Source organism: Terribacillus saccharophilus (assembly GCF_000725365.1).
Taxonomy (GTDB): Bacteria; Bacillota; Bacilli; order Bacillales; family Amphibacillaceae; genus Terribacillus; species Terribacillus saccharophilus.
Genome location: NZ_CP008876.1, coordinates 1,986,250 through 2,006,210, shown reverse-complemented (window position 1 = coordinate 2,006,210; position 19,961 = coordinate 1,986,250). Strand labels below are relative to the sequence as shown.

Here is a 19,961-nt window from a genome sequence, read left to right as displayed (position 1 = left end):
CTTAAAAAGTGGGGGGAAAACATGAATAAACGAATATTCCGCGTACTGGAATTCGATAAAATCATACAGAAGCTAAGTGAACAAGCAGCATCTTCACTTGGAAAAAAAAGAGTGATGAAAATACAGCCAGCGACGGAGCTTGCGGAAGTGGAACAGCTCCAGGCAGAAACAGATGAAGCAGCTTCTGTCATTCGTCTTCGCGGTGGTATACCGCTAGGTGGCATCTATGACATTCATGCTAGCGTCAAGCGTGCAGTTATCGGTGGTATCTTAAACGCCAATGAATGCCTAGATATTGCAAGCACCATTTACGGCGGAAAAAACTTGAAGCATTTCATCGAAGAGCTGGAAGAACCAGAGATGCCGATCATCCGCAGTCTTGTTGATCAACTTGTATCATTGAGTGATTTGGAGCGTCATATCAAGAATGCAATAGATGATCATGGCCGAGTGATGGATGGAGCTTCAGAACGACTCCGCGGCATCCGTTCCCGCATCCGCACAAACGAAAGCCGGGTACGGGAAAAGCTTGAATCTTATACCAGGTCTAAAAGCAAGATGCTTTCAGATTCCATCATAACAATTCGAAATGAACGCTATGTGCTTCCAGTAAAACAAGAATACCGCGGGGCAATCGGCGGTATCGTCCATGATCAGTCTTCCTCTGGACAGACTTTATTTATGGAACCGCAGGCTGTTGTAGATTTAAACAACCAGCTGCAGGAAGCAAGAGCACAAGAAAAAGCGGAAGTTGAACGTATCCTGAAGGAAATCAGTATGCGAGTTGCGGAAGATGAAGCAGTTTTACTGGCGAATATCGAGATTCTTGGTCAGATTGATTTCATTTCAGCACGTGCCAAACTAGGTGCAGTTATGCACTGCTCTATGCCGAAAATGAATGACAAAGGTATTATTCATTTGAAACAGGCAAGACATCCGCTGATTGATCCTGAGCAGGTTGTAGCAAATGATATCGATCTTGGAGAAGATTACTCTACTATAGTCATCACTGGTCCGAATACCGGTGGTAAAACCGTTACAATCAAGACAATTGGTTTGTTTACGCTTATGGCTCAGTCAGGTCTTCAAGTGCCGGCGCTTGATGGCGGTGAGATGGCAGTCTTCACGGAAGTGTTCGCCGACATCGGTGATGAACAATCCATTGAACAGAGCTTGAGTACATTTAGCTCACACATGGTTAACATCGTAGATATTTTGAAGCAAGTTGATCATGAATCGCTTGTACTATTTGATGAACTTGGTGCCGGAACAGATCCTCAGGAGGGTGCGGCACTGGCAATGAGCATACTCGATGAAACGATTAAACGCGGTGCAACTGTTGTTGCGACGACGCACTATCCTGAGCTGAAGGCATACGGCTATAACCGCGACCGCGTCGTGAATGCGAGCGTGGAGTTTGACGTGGAAACACTAAGACCAACATATCGTTTGTTGATCGGTGTACCGGGCCGCAGTAACGCATTTGAGATTTCCAGGCGTCTCGGCTTGAAGGAATCCATCATTGATAGTGCCAAGGAATTAATCGGAACTGATTCGAAGAGTGTTGAAAACATGATTGCATCTCTTGAAACTTCCCGCAGAGAAGCAGAGCATGATTATGAATCAGCCCGAGCACAGCTTGAAGAAGCTGAGACACTGAAACGTGATTTAGAGAAGCAGTGGCAGGAATTTGATAGCAAGCGTGAGCGTTTGTATCAAAAGGCAGAAGAAAAGGCTGCCAAGGCTGTTGAGCAGGCCAGGGAAGAAGCAGAAGAAATTGTTGCTTCTCTTCGAACAATGAAAAATCAAGCCAGTGTCAAAGAGCATGAAATTATCGACGCCCGTAAACGACTGGAAGGTGCTTCACCAGAGCTTGCGAAAAAAGGTGCTAAGGCGGCACCGCAAACGAAGGAAAACAAACAGCTCATGCCTGGAGACGAAGTGCTTCTTTTAACTTTGGGACAAAAAGGAACAGTTGTCGAGAAGGTCAGTGACAAAGAATATATGCTTCAAATTGGAATTATGAAAATAAAAGCGAAACGAAAAGACATCGAGTTCGTAAAGAGACAGGACGTATTAAAAGAAAAGCCGGTTGCAACAGTCAAAGGCTCCGCCTATCATGTGAGCACGGAACTGGATTTACGCGGAGAACGCTACGAGGATGCACTGCGCCGCGTTGAGAAATATGTGGATGATGCGCTGCTGGCTGGATATCCGCACGTATCGATCATCCACGGTAAAGGAACAGGTGCCCTGCGTACAGGCGTGCAGGAATTAGCCAAACGCCACCGTGCAGTGAAAAATTATCGTTCTGGCGGCATGAATGAAGGCGGAACCGGTGTAACCGTGCTTGAATTTCAGTAAACAGCGGGGAGTACGGGGTTATGGAGTCATTTTGGGAAAATACGATTGTCCTGACAGCCGCACGCTATAGCGTAGCGGTACTGAGTATCATCGTGTTTATGGCTATTTTTGAGCTGGTGACTTCCTATAAGAACTGGGAAGAAATCCGCCGGGGAAATTTGTCTGTTGCGATGGCAACAGGCGGTAAGATGTTTGGAATAGCGAACGTGCTTCGCTTCTCCTATGAACATAATGATGGTATTCTCCAGAGCATCATGTGGAGCTCCATTGGTTTTGTTATGCTGCTAATCGGCTATTTTATTTTCGAATTCCTTACGCCGACGTACAAAATCGATACGGAGATCGCTAATGATAACCGGGCGGTCGGATTTATTTCGCTTGTTATTTCAGTGGGATTATCTTATGTTATAGGAGCAAGTATTTAGCGCAATGTTTAGGAATGAACGCTTCTAAGCAAACTAGTAGCGTTACGGACTTCAGCAGTGCTATACTCGATGAAAGCTTTTATTTAGGAGGAATTTATTATGGCAATTGTAAATGCTACTGATTCAAACTTTAATACAGAAACAAGCCAAGGACTTGTCCTTGCTGACTTTTGGGCAACTTGGTGCGGACCTTGTAAAATGATCGCGCCAGTATTGGAAGAAATCGACGGCGAAATGAGCGATAAAGTTAAAATCGTAAAACTTGACGTAGATGAGAACCAAGCTACTGCTGGTAAATTCGGCGTAATGAGCATCCCAACATTGCTTCTTTTCAAAGATGGCGAAGTTGTAGATCAAGTAATTGGCTACCAGCCAAAAGAAGCTCTTGTTGAGCTTGTTAACAAACACGCGTAAGCATTAGACATGAGATCCCTTGTTACATTCTTGTAGCAAGGGTTCCTTTATGTAAAGCACTAGAAAAAGGGGAAAGCGCATGAACAAGACGATAACTGATAAACTCGCTGTTCTGCCGCCGCAGCCTGGCTGTTATTTGATGAAGGATAAAAATGGGACGGTCATTTATGTTGGAAAGTCCAAGCTCCTCCGCAACCGGGTCAGGTCCTATTTCACCGGTGCGCATGACCGCAAGACACAGCGGCTCGTCGCGGAAATCGTGGATTTCGAATATATTGTTACCTCCTCCGAAATTGAAGCACTCATCCTTGAAATGAATTTAATCAAAAAATATGATCCAAAATATAATATCCTCTTGAAGGATGATAAGACATATCCATATTTGAAAATTACAGCAGAAGAACAGCCGCGTTTGCTGGTGACACGAAAAGTGAAAAAAGATAAAGGCAAGTACTTCGGACCATATCCGAACGTAATCGCAGCCCGGGAGACAAAGAAGCTGCTGGATAGACTGTACCCGCTGCGCAAATGTAATACGATGCCAGACCGTGTCTGCTTGTATTACCACATGCACCAATGTCTTGGTCCTTGTGTCTATCCTGTTTCTCAGGAGACGAACCGGAATATCGTACAGAATATCACGACATTCCTAAACGGCGGACACCATCAGATCAAGAAGGACTTACGTCAGAAGATGCAAGAAGCTTCTGAAGAACTCGATTTTGAGCGTGCGAAGGAGCTGCGTGACCAAATTCAGCATATTGAATCTGTCATGGAGCAGCAGAAGATGACATTGACGGATCAAACAGACCGAGATGTATTCGGCTTTGCCTATGACAAAGGCTGGATGTGTGTACAAGTATTCTTCATCCGCCAAGGTAAATTGATCGAACGTGATGTGAGTATGTTCCCATTCTTCGATGAACCAGAGGAAACATTCCTTACATTTGTCGGACGTTTCTATCTGCACCAAAACCATTTGCTGCCAAAGCAAGTGCTCGTTCCGATTGGTACAAACGTAGAGGGATTACAGCAGCTTTTGGAAACGGATGTAGCCATTCCATACCGCGGCCGAAAGAAAGAGCTTGTAGAGCTTGCTGGAAAGAATGCAAAGATAGCCATTAAAGAAAAATTCTCACTTATAGAGCGTGATGAGGACCGGACAATAAAGGCGGTCGAATCGCTTGGAGAGAAGCTCAATATAGCAACACCGCACCGTATTGAGGCATTCGATAACTCCAACATCCAAGGTAGTGATCCGGTATCTGCAATGATTGTCTTTACCGATGGCCGTCCGGATAAGAAGGAGTATCGAAAGTACAAGATACGTGATGTAAAAGGCCCCGATGATTACGATACGATGCGAGAAGTCATTCGCAGGCGTTATAAACGGGTGCTGCAGGACAATTTGCCGCTGCCTGACCTAATTGTCATTGACGGTGCAAAAGGGCAGATGAGCGCAGCAATCGAAGTACTGGAAGACGAATTGGGGCTTGATATACCAGTTTGCGGCCTTGCTAAGGATGATAAGCACCGTACAAGTGAATTGCTGTACGGGACACCGCCACAAGTTGTCGATTTTGAACGGAATGCTCAAGATTTCTATTTGGTGCAGCGTATTCAAGACGAAGTACACCGATTCGCAATCAGCTTCCACCGCCAACTGCGCGGTAAGAGCGCAATTAAATCGAAGCTGGACGATATTCCGGGTGTTGGCGAGAAACGCAGAAGATTGCTCATGCGTCACTTTAAATCAGTGACAGCTATTCAAGAAGCAAGCGTTGAAGAAATTGCCAAGCTAGGAATCCCGGCACCAACAGCACAAGTTATTTTGAACCATTTGAATAATCCTGAAGAAGTTACTGAAGAACAGGAAGAAGGAGACCAGGCCTAAGACAGGCCTGGTTTTTTTGAGTACTAATTTAAAGAACATAGCTGATGTTTTAATTTTCATGATCTATGTTATACTCTAATTAACATAAATTCCCAATGAAGTTCGATTGATTCAATCTCTAAGAGAGGTGAAATAGTATGAGTAACTATGAAGTATTACTTAATGCATTACCTACTTTAAATGAATACATATATTTGTGTTCAAGTGTGGGATGGGAGAATTTCATGAATTTTGACGTTGCAGAGACTTCTATCCGTAATTCCGTATTCTCTGTAATTGTTAAAGAAAATCACAATATCATCGGAATGGGTAGGGTTGTAGGGGATGGTGCTGTTTATTTCTATATTCAGGACATAGTTGTTCATCCTGAACACCAAGGAAAAGGCATTGGTGAAAACATTATGAGTGCTTTAATGACATACCTTCAAGAAAATGCACCGGATAAAGCATTTATAGGATTATTTGCTTCAAAAGGAAAAGAAGCATTCTATGAAAGATATGATTTTAAAGATTATTCCCCTAATATGACAGGGATGTTCAAAGTTATTACTCATGTTTAATAATTACATAGATAACAGTGTAATCTGGTTCAAATAATATTAGACCTAATGAAAAAGAGGAGATAAATGAGAGAAGGAAAATATATTGCTATGCGCGTATCATACCATCGCCAGCTTGTACAGGCTGTTGTGAAGGAACGATGGATAAAAACGACAGGCGAATTGTTAGCACTTCGTTTGATGGAGCTGTTTCCTTATACAGATCTGCGGCGCATGATAGCGGATCACTCAATGACAGATGAATTGGATTTAGCTGATTGGAATACACATTGGATGGAAATCGCAGGAGCCGTGTATCATCTGAGAAGAAGTGAGCTTCCTGAAAAGAGATTGATTTATTGGTGCAGTCTCAATTTCTTTTTACAACATCCAGAGTGGGGTAGTCAGAATGAGGTTTTATCAAAAGAATATCTTGAGTTCGATCGTGAGTTCAGGGAATATGAGCGTGCTCGTTTTTATGTGTTGTTCTTTTATTATAAATGGGCATCTGGACAGAAGTACTTGAATAAGTAATCCTCGATATGGCAATTTGACGTTTTCTATACTAAAAGAATCGGACCAATAAAGATTGTCTAGATATTCCCAAAGTTCACTAAATGTTGAGTCGGGTTAATTGTTTTCTGACTTCATAAAGGAACATAGAATACTGTAGACATGGAAGGTTAGTTTGATTTGAGTTTATAACTTGGAAAATCACAAGGAGTGAAATGATGGGGTTTTATGGCTTACTTTTTTTAGGTGTAGCTGTAGGAGCTATAGTTTGTGCTATAGCATGTGTATTTAATAAGCAAACCAAATATCATATTCCTTTAGTAATACCTAGTATTTGTTTTGGTATCTTAATCATAGCGGCAGGATTATTAGTGGGGGCTTGGAATGGCATAAGTATCTCCATTATCGGACTTGGGACTATGGCGTTCACTATCCTGCCAGCGGTCAGCATAATGGTTAATCGATATCAAAGTAAGAAGGGATAACATTGCTAGCGCAAAGCAATGCAGATTTGGTTCAAAGCGGATGGAAGTGAGTGTGGCTAATGAGTTACAAGAAATTTTTCAAAGGTCCTGCTACTATAAGCACCTTGTGTGCATTATTGTCTTTAACACTCGGTACACTTAATTTGCTGCTTATCAAGTTCACCCCCGAATTATGGAAACAACTGAACTTCTTAGAAGGCTTTGTTATTAATACTGTAGTATTTGGCACACTGATTAGTTTTATTTTTTCCTTCTTTGCGCCTGATAAAGAAGTGAGGATAACTCTTATCTTATCTACTTTAGTAATGGGTCTTACATTATGCCCCATTACTGTTGTAACAGGTATTTTTTAAGATGAAATTAAAAAATGACGTGTGAAATCCACACGTCATTTCTTCTATGATATTTTGAATCCATTAATCTTCCTTAGCAAAATAAACATTAAACTGTACATGTTCCTTTTTCGGTACGTTTTCGTCCACGCATTCACAAGCGAGCTCCTTGATCTGCTCGATGCTTGCAGCTAGGAAGCCTGCTTCCATTCGGTATTCTTGTCCGACTCCGACATTCCATCTATGTACGACTGGTGCCCCAGAGAGTTCAAATGTCATTTCATGTCGTTTCTGTTTGATAAGGCTCAGGTTGCCCCAGCCCATCTGGATGAAAAAGTCTTCAACTTGTTCCATGGATGTTGGGTTTACTTTCCGTGCCAGTTTTTTACCCATCACGTAAAGGATGGAGGAAGCATTCTCACCTAATAAGTCTGGTAAACTGACAAAACGCAATATATCATGGCCGGCTCCATGAGTGATGAGCTGTTCCATATAATCCTTGTCGAATTCTTGCATTTTCTTTTGCATGCATGTCTTCCTTTCCAGCTTGTTGCAATTACAAAGTATCTTTACTCACTTTACCATGAAAACCGGGTAAACTGCCAATGTCTTTTGGCTGAATTGACAATGTTTATGAAACTGACAAAATTCGTCGTGAATCGTAAGAATTATATAAAATAAAAAAAGAGATTAGTAAATTTTTTAAAGCGTTTTCTTGACGCCTAAATTTGATAGTTATACAATAATATTGTTAATAACGGATTCGGTTTTCATTCGGTTTTATTTTTAATCGAATATGAAAACGCAATCATTCTGTTAATTCAGAGAGCTATTGAGGGGGTACGTATGAACGAGAATCGAGAGTTTTTCTACCGCAGGCTTCATTCGTTGTTAGGAGTGCTTCCAATTGGAATCTTCCTTATTCAGCATTTGGTCATTAACCACTTTGCTGCGTACGGAAGCGGCAGCTTCAATACTGCTGCTGGTTTCATGCACAATCTTCCATTCCGCTTTGTGCTTGAATGGGTCGTCATCTACATACCGATCTTGTATCATGCCATTCTCGGTGTGTACATCGTACTGACAGGTAAGAACAATACAAGAAGATATGGATACTTCCGGAACCTGATGTTTCTGCTGCAGCGGATCACTGGTATCGTGACACTGATTTTCATCGCATGGCATGTCTATCAAACTCGCGTTATTACAATCTTCACGCAGGAAACAATCGATTTTGACTTTATGGAAGCCATTCTGACTCAGCCATTTTTCTTCTGGTTCTACTTGATTGGCGTCATTTCCACAACGTTCCACTTCGCGAACGGACTATGGAGCTTCCTGGTTACTTGGGGAATCACAGTATCTCCGCGTTCCCAGCGAATCGCGACATATGCGACGCTGCTTGTGTTCCTTGGCGTAACGTATTTGGGGGTACGCTCACTGCTTGCATTCGGCATGGGTGTATAAGAAAGCGGCTTTAAGAGAGGGGACTTAAAGATATGAGTAAACGAAATATAGTTGTTGTCGGCGGGGGTCTTGCAGGCTTGATGGCAACCATCAAAGCAGCAGAAGCCGGCGTTCATGTAGATTTGTTATCCATTGTTCCGGTAAAACGTTCCCACTCCGTTTGTGCACAGGGAGGCATTAACGGCGCGGTAAATACGAAGGGTGAAGGAGACTCCACCTGGGAGCATTTCGATGATACGGTTTATGGAGGGGACTTCCTAGCCAATCAAGGACCCGTAAAAGGAATGTGTGATGCAGCACCAAGTATCATCCATATGCTCGACCGGATGGGTGTCATGTTTAACCGTACACCAGAAGGACTGCTTGATTTCCGACGTTTTGGGGGTACGCAATATCACCGGACAGCGTATGCCGGTGCAACGACTGGTCAGCAGCTGCTTTATGCTCTTGATGAGCAAGTGCGGCGCTATGAGACTGCAGGTCTGGTCACAAAATATGAGGGCTGGGAATTCGTGCATGCCATCATTGATGAAGAAGGTGTCGGACGCGGTATCCTGACACAGAACATCCAATCCCATGAATTGCGCGCGTTGCGGGCAGATGCTGTCATCATGGCGACAGGCGGTCCTGGTATCATCTTCGGAAAATCGACGAACTCGATCATCAACACAGGTTCTGCTGCTGGAGCTTTGTATGAGCAAGGTGCAATTTATGCGAATGGAGAGTTCATTCAGATTCATCCTACTGCCATACCTGGTGACGATAAACTCCGTCTCATGAGTGAATCAGCACGCGGAGAAGGCGGCCGTGTCTGGACGTATAAAGATGGAGAGCCTTGGTACTTCCTTGAAGAAAAATATCCGGCATACGGAAACTTGGTGCCACGTGATATTGCAACTCGTGAAATCTTTGATGTGTGTGTGAACCAGAAGCTCGGCATCAATGGCGAAAACATGGTTTACCTTGATTTGTCTCATAAGGATCCAAAAGAATTGGATGTCAAACTGGGCGGTATCATTGAGATTTATGAAAAATTCGCAGGTGACGATCCGCGTAAGGTTCCAATGAAAATCTTCCCGGCAGTTCATTACTCTATGGGCGGTCTTTGGATCAGTGATGATCAGATGACAAATATTCCAGGAATCTTTGCAGCTGGGGAATGCGATTACTCCCAGCATGGTGCAAACCGTCTTGGTGCGAACTCCCTTCTGTCAGCAATTTACGGCGGAATGGTTGCCGGCCCGAATGCAATCAAATATATAGACGGACTGGATAAGCATGCTGATGATATTTCCAGCAAACTATTCGATGATGCACTTGCAAAAGAGCAAGCAAACTTCGATAAGATGATTAAGATGGACGGAAAAGAAAATGCGTACAAGCTGCATCGTGAGCTAGGTGAGTGGATGACAGATAACGTGACAGTGGTTCGTGAAAACAGCAAATTGCTTAAAACGGATGACAAATTGCAAGAGCTGCAAGAACGCTGGAACCATATCAACATTCATGATACATCGCTTTGGAGCAACCAAGGCGTCATGTTCACACGCCAGCTGAAGAACATGCTGCATTTGGCTCGTGTAATGACAATAGGCGCTTACATGCGGAATGAAAGCCGCGGCGCCCATTACAAACCAGAGTTCCCAGAGCGGAACGATGCAGAATTCCTTAAGACTACTATGGCTAGATATGATGAAACAACAAACTCACCAGATATCTACTACGAAGAAGTCGACACTTCCTATATCAAGCCGAGAAAACGTGACTATAGCGCCGCGAAAGCGAAGGAGGCAAAAGCATAATGGAAGCGACGAAAACGAAGCAAGAGACGATTACAATCATTGTGACGCGTCAAAATGATCCGAGTAGCGCCCCTTATGAAGAAACCTTCCATGTACCATACCGGGAGAATATGAACGTCATCTCTGCTTTGATGGAGATCCGGAGAAACCCGGTGAATGCGGAAGGTAAGGAAACGACACCAATCTATTGGGATATGAACTGTCTGGAAGAAGTCTGCGGAGCATGTTCCATGGTTATTAACGGTACACCAAGGCAGTCTTGTGCAGCACTTATCGATAAACTGGAGCAGCCAATCCGCCTTGAGCCGATGGCCACGTTCCCGATTATCCGTGACTTGGCAGTGGACCGTTCCCAAATGTTCGACAGCTTGAAAAAAGTCAAAGCTTGGGTGCCGATTGATGGTACGTATGATCTCGGACCTGGTCCACGTATGCCAGAGAAGAAAAGACAATGGGCATATGAGCTTTCCAAATGCATGACTTGCGGCGTGTGCTTGGAAGCATGCCCGAATGTAAACGATAAATCTGACTTCATTGGCCCAGCTCCGATTTCCCAAGTACGTTTGTTCAACTCGCATCCAACTGGTGCAATGAATAAAGCGGAACGCCTGGAAGCATTGATGGGTGAAGGCGGCATCGGCAGCTGCGGTAACTCACAGAACTGCGTCCAGGTCTGCCCGAAAGGTATTCCATTGACAACGTCCATCGCCGAGTTGAACCGTGCAACGAATATCCAGTCGTTCAAGAACTTCTTTGGAAGTGACACGAACTACTAAAATAGAAGCCACCAGATCATTATCTGGTGGCTTTGCTTATGTCTGTAACCCCCGTACATAGATTCCAACCATCTGCTCCAGTGATTTCTCCAAATTAACATCAAGTTTAAATCCTGCGTGCTTATTTAAATCAATGAATCCGTGCAGCATACTGCGGAATCCGCGAATTGCATGAATCTTTTCTGTTTCATCTAATGAAAATGCTGTTAAACCATCTGCTATAAGCTTTACAAGCTTTTCACTAACTTTCCCGGTTCCGCCAGGGAGGGAGGAGGCATACAGGCCAGGATGAGAAGAACCAAAATGCACATATGCCTTTGCTAATGACAATAGCGGCTGTGCATCCTTTTCTGTGTCCTTCAGAGCTTCATACAGTTGTTTTTGAGCAGCTTCTGCCATTGCATACTTGATTTCGTCTAAGTTTTTAAAATGGTTATACAAGGAGGGCGGCTTAATTGTTAGGGAGCGTGCAATATTCGCCATCGTGACTGCTTCGTATCCTTGCTGTTCCGCTAATGAAAGTGCGGTGTCGATAATCATTGCTTTCGAAAGCTGCATTCTAGGCATGTTTTTTGGCTCCTTTTTCAGCACGCAGAATAGCTTGCTTCATAGGCAACAACGGTTCATGAAGCAGATCTCCATGTCCGACAGCTAAGGTCTTAGGCTTTAAGTCTGCTAGTTTTTTAGCCGATTGAATCGAGATTTCTTTACTCCACGTGGCCCAGGCTGGGAATGGAAACTGCCATCTTAAATCACCGGATACAGCTATGCCACCTCGTAGCTGAAACGCGTCTCCGACAAGAAGTGCACCATCTCGATGGTCGAATAATGCCAGCATACCTGGAGAGTGCCCAGGCGCTGAGATTACTTCAAGTGATCCGACAAAATCACCTTCGCTCAAGAACCTATCTGGCTTAGTCTTGATATTTTTTGGATAACCACCCTTGATAGGATGGCCAGCTTCCATTTTCGTTCCGTTTTGAAGTATATCCGATTCCATCTGTGATAACATGACCTCTGCATTAGGTAAAGCATTTTTTAAGCTGTCTAAAGCTCCAATATGATCTGAATGGGCATGTGTTAAAACGATTTTAGTTATCGGTTTACCGATTGTACGGGCTGCTGAAAGAATAGAAGATGTTGAGGAAGCTAGAGCTGCATCCACCAATGTTAATCCGTCATTTTCTTCAATCAGATAACAGTTCACCGGAAATAGTCGTGGCATAAAAGTTAGTTGATATAGATTGTTTTGTTTTTGTATACGCATATAATCACACTCCAAACTAATGGTATTAGTTAGACTATAAACTAATGATATTAGTTTTACAAGGATTTATTTTCCATCGTAGGTCGATAATCGGTCTTTTCTTTTTTTATTTCAAATGTTTACCATATTATGTACACTTAAAAAAGGAATTTACCAAAGAAGAGAGGCTGATTATCATGCGGACAGTTAGCTGGAAACGATTCTGTTTAGCTTTGCTGCTAAGTTTTGCTTGTTTCTTCTTCATCGATCTTTTTACCGTTAAAACCAACCATGTGAGCGGGAATGGGAATTTAGGATTGCCTTTTTATCCATTCGCTTGTTTTTTTCTTTTGATGGTCATGTATTACTTGTTTGCGACGTACCTCAACAGACTGAAAGAGCACCCTCTGTTGCTACATCTAACTACTATAGTTTTTACTAGTATTTGTATAATGGTTTGCTTTTCTTTTGCGAGAGAAAAGTTCTTGCTTCGAGTGGCGGAGCTGCAGCAGGAGATGGCGGTGAGTACAACATTTATACACGATTATGGCTGGCTGGACATCCATTTGAATAACTTATACTTCAACGTATACACGTACATAGCAGCTGTATCTCTTGCTTTGCTGCTGGCTGGGGTATATTGCATGATAAGGAGGAGAGTAGGATGAAGAGACAGATTATCGCTCTTGGCGGTGGTGGATTTTCAATGGAACCGGACAACTTGGCTCTTGATCGGTATATAATTTCTCAAAGCGGTAAAACAGAACCGCGAGTTTGTTTCATTCCAATCGCAAGCGGAGATAATCCGGATTAATCTCTTTTACGAAGCTTTTCATCAACTTCCGTGCAAGCCTATCCATTTGTCATTGTTTGAACCCGAATTTGAGGACTTGCGTACATTTATATTGGAGCAGGATATCCTCTATGTCGGGGGAGGAAGTACCCGCAATATGCTAGTACTGTGGCGTGAATGGGGGCTTGATAACATTTTAGCTGAAGCTTATCGGAATGGTGTCATCTTGGCAGGACTAAGCGCGGGAGCCAATTGCTGGTTTGAGGAGGGGCTGACGGATCCTTTGAACGGTCCATTATATGCAATAGATGGGCTTGGTTTCTTAACAGGCAGTGTTTGTCCTCATTTTGATGGCGAGTCGAAGCGAAGACCGAGTTACCTTAAGGCTGTCGGAGAAGGTAGTATGAAAGAAGGGTATGGGGTGGATGATGGCGCTGCTCTACATTTCGTGGATGAACAGCTAAATCGTGCCGTCTGTTCTCGGAAAGATGCTGCTGTGTATAAAATAAACAGGCAAGAAGACGGCGCTTTTGAAGAAGCGATTCCGGCTGCTTACCTGAAGTAGATAGCAGTTACATTTCAACAATAAACCAGTGAATATGCGAAGCAGTTTCAGAGACCAGCTGCTTTTTCATCAATTCGGCATCTTCCATCGTATCAAATAGCTTACACATCGAACTGCCTGTTTCTTTCAGGCAGCGAATGTCATCCTTCTCTTCACGCATGATCACATACGCCAATATTCATCCCTCACTTATAGTTTTGTATCTAAGATGTGTTTAAAAGATTATATATCGAAGATGACGTGTTGTATAGAAGAATTTTGTAAAATATTGAAAAAATAAAGTAAAATTATACTAGATAAAAATAACCTTACAACATTTCTGCTGTAAGGTTATTTTTGTTTAACGGAAAAATGGAAGATCTGTTGCTCCGACTAGACGGGCATAAATGAACAACTGCCCTTTGTGATGCAATTCATGATCATACATAGCTTGAAGATAAAGTTCTTTCTTACCTTGCATACCTGGCATCTTAGCTTCATTATCTAATGCCAGTTCTTCGTCAGTAATAGTGTCAAAGGCTTGAGCTGTTTGATCTGTAAATTGTTTGACAGCCTGCTTAAGATCATCCATCGTATGTACTTCAGGTAAAGTTGGAGGGGTCATAGCCTCCGTTTTCACCATATTGACGAACACACCGTTCCAGGCGGTTACATGAAGTACCAGGTCACGAAGCGTCATCGCATTTTCCCATGGTTTAAAATCTAGATGGCCATCTTCGATTTGATCGATCAGTTGAATTAATACGTTGCGGTGTTGCAGCCAGCTTTCTTTCCAATATGCAGTTTTACTCATGTAGCATGCTCCTTTTGGATGGTTTCTTCTACACTATAAACAATCAGGATGGGTGTTGTCATTTTTGAAAGACTGAGTGAATTGGATAAGGTGCTGCTGGATCATCCACTTGATGCTCATAATAACAGTGTGTATTTTTGGGACCATATTGTTCTGTATATGGCATCTCCAAGCTTTCAAACAGCTTTTCATCTGATGGTTCCAATTTCTTCACAAGTACTTCATAGCCTTCCCCGTCAGAAGGAAAAACATCAGCGGATCCGCTGCCTGTTGAGAGAGCTGTTTCTAATATGTGAATCAATTCTCGAAGCCCTTCTTCATTTCCGACTATATATGCTGGATTATGATGCCCGCTTTGTGCATATATCTGCACATGTTTTGTCCCTTCCATATTAATCTCCTCTCTTATTCACAAGCATAATCATCCTTATCCCGGTCAAACTTGAGCTGATAGGCAGGGTGAGTGCTTGGAACGCCATCTGGGTACGTTTTTCTCAATTCGGTGCAATTGGCGAATTGCGTTGAATCATTTGATGAACTTTTGACTGGAGTATCGGAGGAATCCTGGCTGGTGGCACAGCCATTGAATCCACGGTCTGTCACATAGCCATTTTGCTGCCAAACTGCTTCATCATCGTTTTTAGCAGATGCTTCAGCTTCCTCGAAAGTATCAAGATATCTTGTGTTCGGTGGGTACACATAAGCTACACGTGCCAATCCTTCTTCTAGCAATGTCTGCTGGACGCTTACTCCATCAGCATATACATAAGCAAGCAGTCGGCCGTACTTGTCCGTTCTTCCACCAACATCGAATTCCAGCTCCAGTTTCTCCGCATCTGTCACTAGTTCTTCATTTCGTTTGGAAGCATCCTTTCCGTATGGTTGAACACACTTGTTCGGTGCTTTTGTCTCAGGGGTATCAACGAGCAAGTAGCGTACCGTTTCTTCCTGTCCATTGTAGTTTACCTTGATCGTGTCTCCATCGACTATTCGAATTAAAGAAACTTCGACTTTATCTGTCGTTCCGGATGTTGTAGTAGCTTTTCTATCTGTCTCTGACTCTTGATTTACCGTGCTGACTGTTCCGCATGCGCTTATCAAAAACAAGGCAACAATCAGCCAAGTCGTAATATGTATTATTTTTCTCATGCTGTTAAAAGCTCCTTCTAGCTGTGTTAGTTAACTCTAATGATACGAAGGAAGGAGTCAGCTTTCAAGAGCAGAAAGCAGTGCATCGGGAGGAAACACTGCATTCTAACACGATTGAGGTAGTTATGGGATACATAAGGAGGGGTAAAATAAAAGCGGGCATTTAGACTAGTAGGAGGTATTGATAATGGATCTTAAAGGAAATACAGTTTTAATAACGGGCGGTGCATCTGGTATAGGTTTTGCATTTGCAGAAAGATTCCTGCAAGCAGGCAGTCAGGTAATAGTGTGCGGAAGAAGAGAAAGTAAATTACAAGAAGCGAAAGACAAGCATCCGGAACTCATAACCCGCGTATGCGATGTGTCAGTTGAGGAAGAGCGGATCGATTTGCTTGAATGGGTTAAGAAGGAGCATCCAGAGGTCAATGTGTTCGTCAATAATGCAGGAATCCAACAGCGCTTTAATGTATTAGAAGCAGATCCAGTGAGTGACTGGGCGTATTACAACAAAGAGATATCTGCCAATATCGAGGCACCGTTCCATCTTTCTATGTTGTTTGCACCGTTCTTTGCTTCCAGCGGTAAAAAAACGGCGATTATGAATGTCACATCAGGACTTGCGTTTACGCCAATGGCCATAGCACCAATCTATTCGGCAACGAAAGCAGCTTTGCATTCATTCACGATGAGTCTTCGTTTGCAGCTTGCTGAAACGGAAGTAGAAGTGATTGAAGTTGCTCCGCCCGCGGTCAACACGGATCTTGGAGGAGTGGGTATCCATACATTCGGAGAACCAGTCGATGAGTTTGCTGAAGGTATTTTTAAAGGGCTGGCAGAAGGCAAGAAAGAGATAGGTACGGTTCATCAGCGAAAGCACTGCGAATGTCACGTGATGAGATAGATGAAGCGGTAAAGAATATATACAGCAGAGTGAAGTGAAGAGGGAAAGAGCTGATCGGTATAGATCAGCTCTTTTTGCTAGTGTCCAATTTTCCATATCCTAGCTGATTCAATGCATTTTTAAGATTCGATATTGTAGTAATTGAGTTGAACTCTAAGCCGAGTGATACCATCGTCTGTGCGATCTCTGGACGGATCCCCGTGATAATCGTTTTAATACCGCTTATTCTAAGTGTCTGAACAATTTGCAGGATTTGATTGGCTACCATAGTATCAATCATTAATACACCGGAAACATCTAAGACAAGCTGATCTAACTCCAAGGCATTTCCTTGGGTCAATGCAGTCTCCATGATCAATTTGGCTCGATGAGTATCTATCTCGCCGACGATAGGAATAACAGCTAATCCTTCATAAATGGGAACAACCGGCACAGATAATTCTTCGAGTGCACTATAAGCAATGCTAACCATCTTCTTATTATGTTTTTCGAACTGTCTTCCGATTTCGAAGCTGACTACCTCGAGCATTGGATCGATGATCTTAGAAACATCCAGCATGGTAATAGCTGCGAAATGCCGCTCCTCCAACTCAACCGTGAAGATGTCCCATATAACACTGCGAAAACTGGAAACGTATTGCAACGTAGCGGTCAAGGAAACATTCATCTCAGTAGCAGCTTTTCCAGCCCATGAACCCCAAGCTAAGAAACTCTTTTCTACTTCTGCCTTATTTTCCTCAGCAAAGAGGATTGCCCCAATATTGGATACCAGTCTTGAATTGAATTTGGATAACTGATCTTTCGGGAGAGATAAAATACGAAGCTCTTTATTTAATGTCGAATCGAGGTTTAGAAGTACAGACTCGGCAATAATGTCTTGGTTCTTCTGTATCTTCTCCCCTATATATCTCAATTCGTCTTTCATAGTGATGTCCCCTTTTAGTGTGTATGCTACTTTAAGAATAATATATGAGTGAGTGTAATGGAAGTTTAAAGTGGTATAAGAAATACTTCATTTTTAGAGGAAAACAAGATCCTTAAATAAATTTATTTGAAATTGACCATATTAACCAGCTTTTTCCCACTTATTTATTACTAAAATGAGCGTATTTGAGTCACCTCTCAAATACGCTCATTTTAGACTTTAGATTAATACCTACTAAAAAGCTTTCCGTCGATAAATGAAGCTAGTAACACCCCAGGAAGTACAGTAAAATGCTATGCCAAGAAGAAGGGCACTTGTATAAAAAATCGGCACGGATAGATTCAGAAGGAAATTTGTGACTGACGTCAGTCTCTCCCCTAAGTAAGAAACTATAGGAGGAACTATACCTGCTAAGACTAAGAAGCTAGTTAATGCAGTTGGGGCACTATAACCTGGTTTTATGATATAAGACATTGGTAGGTATAACGATAACAGTAATAAGGCTAGACTGCTGCTTATGGCGATATCTGTAGTTGAGAAAGGTCTATTGAAAACATACATTAAGATACTCGTTACACCGGTTGCCAAAATGATAAACACAATTGTCCCGAGAAAGCGGGATGCAATTATTTCGTTGCGTGTGTAAGGCAGCGAATTCATTAAAATGTTTGTCTCTGGCTTTTCATCGTAAGCAATCGTATTAACTGGAATGATAATGCTGGCAAGTAGAAATATAAAAGCGGGATCTTGTCTGCCCAATAGGACAAAAAATAATACTAATAATATATACATTAACAGTTGTCTTTTTTGGATGATAAAATCACGTCTGATTAAATTAAACATGCTGCACACCGCCTTTCAAATGAAACATAATATCTTCAAGTGTGGCCCGCTCTATAACAACACTGTCTCCAAAAGTACTTTCTACAGTAACAACATCTTCCGTTAATGCTTCAAAGCCCGTTGATAATCGGTTTATATGCACGAAAGCCTTCTCTGTGTCTCGATCCAGAAACTCTGTTCTTCCTTTAACGAGTGCATAATTTTCCGTTATGTCATGTATGGAGTCATTAAAAACTAATTCTCCACGATTTATGAAGGCTATGTAATCTGCGATGCGATTAAGATCTGTGGTGATATGAGTGGAGAAGAAGATGGTACGATTGCCGTCTAGCATTAATTCCTGTAAGACCCCAAGCAGCTCGCGTCTGAAAATAGGGTCCAAGCCTGCCGTCGGTTCATCCATGATGATCAGTTCTGCATGGTGGGACAAAGCAATCGCCAAGGAAGCTTTCATTTGCATGCCCTTGGAGAATTTCTTAATTGATTTATTTAGAGGGAGCTCAAATTGTTCCACATATTGAGAGAATAGTGCATTATCCCAATGTTTGTACGCTGGTGCGACAATGCGTTTAATATCTTTTAAATTTAGATTCTCAAAGAAGACATTAGCATCGTAAACAAACCCAATTCGTTCCTTGATTGCTTTCTCATGTGTCTTATAGTCCATGCCAAAAACCTTCACTTCACCAGCATCTGGTTGTAACAGATTCATCATCATCTTTATCGTCGTCGATTTACCAGCTCCATTAGCACCAATAAATCCATGCACAAAGCCCCGCTGTATTTGTAGATCGATATTTTTAACAGAGAAATCTTTAAATCTCTTCGTCACGTTATTAAATTCGACTACGTTTTCCATTCCTTTCACTCCTCGTATAAGATATTCAATAATTGCTGCAAATCATCAAGTGATAAACCAATTTCCCGGCTGTTCATAATGACAGCACTTAGCTGCTCTTCAATCACTTTTAGTTTTTTCTCTTTGATAAACTCTAAATCTTGTTCTGCAACAAATGAGCCTTTGCCAACAATAGAGTAAATAAATCCTGCTTTTTCTAATTCCTCATAAGCTCGTTTCGTTGTTATAACGCTGATTTGTAAATCCTGTGCGAGTTTACGCATGGAAGGAATAGCTGCACCTTCTGGCAGTTCACCCGATAAGATGGACGATTTAATTTGATTTGTAATCTGCTCATAAATCGGCTCCTTTGAATTGTTGGAAATAATAATCTGCATGTGATCCCTCTTATTCTATTTTTTAAAGATAAGTCTCCCGACAATTTCTGTGATTGCCACGATGAGCAGTGCAATGATTTGAACAGTCATAACCATGTTGAAGAATGGGTACGAGTATGGCGTAATCCATTCCGTGAAAAGTGATGAATCCAATATGCTTCTGAACGTTCTGGGGATGAAGTTGCTACTATCGTTTATGTTCGGTTCTAAGGAGGTCCCATCGACCAGTATAAAAATCACTTGTACAAGTAGGAAAATACCAAGGTAAGTTATCCAGCGTCGTATTGGAGTTAAAGTTGGGGCTTTTTCCGTGCAATTCATCTTAAGCAACCCTCCTTGTAGTATTGGATAAATACAGAAACATTGTATATATGTTATGTATACAATATATACAAATGAACGGAAGTTTGCAACCATCTTTGTTAAAATAAGGAGATTGAATGCGCGATTATACGTCCAATTGGTTTTTAAAAAAGGCAGAATATTTTACAGATAGGAG

The 19,961-nt window shown here is 42.3% G+C and carries 24 protein-coding genes and 2 pseudogenes; 14 read left to right on the top strand and 12 right to left on the bottom strand.

Annotation, left to right across the window (positions count from 1 at the left end; translation table 11 throughout):
• Positions 1-21: 21 nt before the first annotated feature.
• The 8 genes from GZ22_RS10215 (at position 22) to GZ22_RS10180 (ending at position 6,987) form a co-directional block, all read left to right on the top strand.
• Entirely contained in the window at positions 22-2,364 is a 2,343-nt protein-coding gene (locus tag GZ22_RS10215; RefSeq protein WP_038562087.1) for an endonuclease MutS2, read from the top strand.
• Positions 2,365-2,384: 20 nt separating this feature from the next.
• Positions 2,385-2,789: a DUF350 domain-containing protein gene (locus tag GZ22_RS10210; RefSeq protein WP_038562084.1), complete on the top strand. Its 405-nt coding sequence runs from the start codon at positions 2,385-2,387 to the stop codon at positions 2,787-2,789.
• 99 nt (positions 2,790-2,888) lie between these two features.
• Positions 2,889-3,203, top strand: a complete 315-nt coding sequence (trxA, locus tag GZ22_RS10205) for a thioredoxin (RefSeq protein WP_038562082.1) — start codon at positions 2,889-2,891, stop codon at positions 3,201-3,203.
• A 79-nt stretch (positions 3,204-3,282) separates the two neighbouring features.
• On the top strand, positions 3,283-5,097 hold the full coding sequence (uvrC, locus tag GZ22_RS10200; RefSeq protein WP_038562079.1) for an excinuclease ABC subunit UvrC: 1,815 nt from the start codon (positions 3,283-3,285) through the stop codon (positions 5,095-5,097).
• Between the two features lie 137 nt (positions 5,098-5,234).
• Entirely contained in the window at positions 5,235-5,657 is a 423-nt protein-coding gene (locus GZ22_RS10195; protein ID WP_038562076.1) for a GNAT family N-acetyltransferase, read from the top strand.
• A gap of 66 nt (positions 5,658-5,723) precedes the next feature.
• Positions 5,724-6,170: a YxiJ family protein gene (locus GZ22_RS10190; RefSeq protein ID WP_038562073.1), complete on the top strand. Its 447-nt coding sequence runs from the start codon at positions 5,724-5,726 to the stop codon at positions 6,168-6,170.
• Positions 6,171-6,364: 194 nt separating this feature from the next.
• Positions 6,365-6,634 carry a YesK family protein gene (locus tag GZ22_RS10185; protein WP_123921903.1) on the top strand — a complete coding sequence of 90 codons (270 nt, stop codon included), beginning with the start codon at positions 6,365-6,367 and terminating at the stop codon, positions 6,632-6,634.
• A 59-nt stretch (positions 6,635-6,693) separates the two neighbouring features.
• Positions 6,694-6,987, top strand: a complete 294-nt coding sequence (locus tag GZ22_RS10180) for a hypothetical protein (protein WP_038562067.1) — start codon at positions 6,694-6,696, stop codon at positions 6,985-6,987.
• Positions 6,988-7,050: 63 nt separating this feature from the next.
• On the opposite strand, the gene GZ22_RS10175 is transcribed toward GZ22_RS10180, so the two are convergent.
• On the bottom strand, positions 7,051-7,494 hold the full coding sequence (locus tag GZ22_RS10175; protein WP_038562064.1) for a YslB family protein: 444 nt from the start codon (positions 7,492-7,494) through the stop codon (positions 7,051-7,053).
• 318 nt (positions 7,495-7,812) lie between these two features.
• Here GZ22_RS10175 and GZ22_RS10170 point away from each other — a divergent pair, with 318 nt between their 5' ends.
• Genes GZ22_RS10170 through sdhB form a run of 3 tightly spaced genes read left to right on the top strand, consistent with a single transcriptional unit; the run spans position 7,813 to position 11,011 of the window.
• Entirely contained in the window at positions 7,813-8,433 is a 621-nt protein-coding gene (locus GZ22_RS10170) for a succinate dehydrogenase cytochrome b558 subunit (protein ID WP_038562061.1), read from the top strand.
• Positions 8,434-8,465: 32 nt separating this feature from the next.
• Entirely contained in the window at positions 8,466-10,235 is a 1,770-nt protein-coding gene (sdhA, locus tag GZ22_RS10165) for a succinate dehydrogenase flavoprotein subunit (protein ID WP_038562058.1), read from the top strand.
• A complete protein-coding gene (sdhB, locus tag GZ22_RS10160) occupies positions 10,235-11,011 on the top strand; it encodes a succinate dehydrogenase iron-sulfur subunit (RefSeq protein WP_038562055.1) in 777 nt (258 codons plus the stop codon). The genes sdhA and sdhB overlap by 1 nt, the downstream gene beginning before the upstream one ends.
• A 36-nt stretch (positions 11,012-11,047) precedes the next feature.
• On the opposite strand, the gene GZ22_RS10155 is transcribed toward sdhB, so the two are convergent.
• Entirely contained in the window at positions 11,048-11,578 is a 531-nt protein-coding gene (locus GZ22_RS10155) for a TetR/AcrR family transcriptional regulator (RefSeq protein WP_038562052.1), read from the bottom strand.
• Positions 11,571-12,278 carry an MBL fold metallo-hydrolase gene (locus tag GZ22_RS10150; RefSeq protein WP_038562049.1) on the bottom strand — a complete coding sequence of 236 codons (708 nt, stop codon included), beginning with the start codon at positions 12,276-12,278 and terminating at the stop codon, positions 11,571-11,573. The genes GZ22_RS10155 and GZ22_RS10150 overlap by 8 nt, the downstream gene beginning before the upstream one ends.
• Positions 12,279-12,742: 464 nt before the next feature.
• Here GZ22_RS10150 and GZ22_RS18465 point away from each other — a divergent pair, with 464 nt between their 5' ends.
• Positions 12,743-12,925 (top strand): hypothetical protein, encoded by a 183-nt coding sequence (locus GZ22_RS18465; RefSeq protein WP_123921902.1) that lies wholly within the window; start codon positions 12,743-12,745, stop codon positions 12,923-12,925.
• Positions 12,922-13,615, top strand: a pseudogene (locus GZ22_RS10140) (Type 1 glutamine amidotransferase-like domain-containing protein). The gene GZ22_RS18465 and the pseudogene GZ22_RS10140 overlap by 4 nt, the downstream one beginning before the upstream one ends.
• 7 nt (positions 13,616-13,622) lie before the next feature.
• On the opposite strand, the gene GZ22_RS18610 reads toward GZ22_RS10140, so the two are convergent.
• The 4 genes from GZ22_RS18610 to GZ22_RS10125 form a co-directional block, all read right to left on the bottom strand.
• Positions 13,623-13,790 carry a hypothetical protein gene (locus GZ22_RS18610; RefSeq protein WP_164072069.1) on the bottom strand — a complete coding sequence of 56 codons (168 nt, stop codon included), beginning with the start codon at positions 13,788-13,790 and terminating at the stop codon, positions 13,623-13,625.
• Positions 13,791-13,955: 165 nt separating this feature from the next.
• Entirely contained in the window at positions 13,956-14,408 is a 453-nt protein-coding gene (locus tag GZ22_RS10135; RefSeq protein ID WP_038562043.1) for a DinB family protein, read from the bottom strand.
• Positions 14,409-14,466: 58 nt separating this feature from the next.
• Complete coding sequence (locus GZ22_RS10130; RefSeq protein ID WP_051748184.1) at positions 14,467-14,799, bottom strand: hypothetical protein; 333 nt, start codon at positions 14,797-14,799, stop codon at positions 14,467-14,469.
• Between the two features lie 14 nt (positions 14,800-14,813).
• A complete protein-coding gene (locus tag GZ22_RS10125) occupies positions 14,814-15,557 on the bottom strand; it encodes a thermonuclease family protein (protein WP_038562040.1) in 744 nt (247 codons plus the stop codon).
• 187 nt (positions 15,558-15,744) lie between these two features.
• On the opposite strand from GZ22_RS10125, the pseudogene GZ22_RS10120 reads away from it, so the two are divergent.
• Positions 15,745-16,496, top strand: a pseudogene (locus GZ22_RS10120) (SDR family oxidoreductase).
• A 26-nt stretch (positions 16,497-16,522) separates the two neighbouring features.
• Here GZ22_RS10120 and GZ22_RS10115 read toward each other — a convergent pair.
• The 5 genes from GZ22_RS10115 to GZ22_RS10095 form a co-directional block, all read right to left on the bottom strand.
• Positions 16,523-17,383, bottom strand: a complete 861-nt coding sequence (locus GZ22_RS10115) for an STAS domain-containing protein (protein ID WP_038562037.1) — start codon at positions 17,381-17,383, stop codon at positions 16,523-16,525.
• Positions 17,384-17,617: 234 nt separating this feature from the next.
• Entirely contained in the window at positions 17,618-18,226 is a 609-nt protein-coding gene (locus GZ22_RS10110; protein ID WP_038562035.1) for an ABC-2 transporter permease, read from the bottom strand.
• Positions 18,219-19,085 carry an ABC transporter ATP-binding protein gene (locus GZ22_RS10105; RefSeq protein WP_038562032.1) on the bottom strand — a complete coding sequence of 289 codons (867 nt, stop codon included), beginning with the start codon at positions 19,083-19,085 and terminating at the stop codon, positions 18,219-18,221. The genes GZ22_RS10110 and GZ22_RS10105 overlap by 8 nt, the downstream gene beginning before the upstream one ends.
• Before the next feature lie 5 nt (positions 19,086-19,090).
• Complete coding sequence (locus GZ22_RS10100; protein WP_038562030.1) at positions 19,091-19,462, bottom strand: GntR family transcriptional regulator; 372 nt, start codon at positions 19,460-19,462, stop codon at positions 19,091-19,093.
• A gap of 15 nt (positions 19,463-19,477) precedes the next feature.
• Positions 19,478-19,783 carry a YfzA family protein gene (locus GZ22_RS10095; protein ID WP_038562027.1) on the bottom strand — a complete coding sequence of 102 codons (306 nt, stop codon included), beginning with the start codon at positions 19,781-19,783 and terminating at the stop codon, positions 19,478-19,480.
• Between the last annotated feature and the right edge of the window lie 178 nt (positions 19,784-19,961).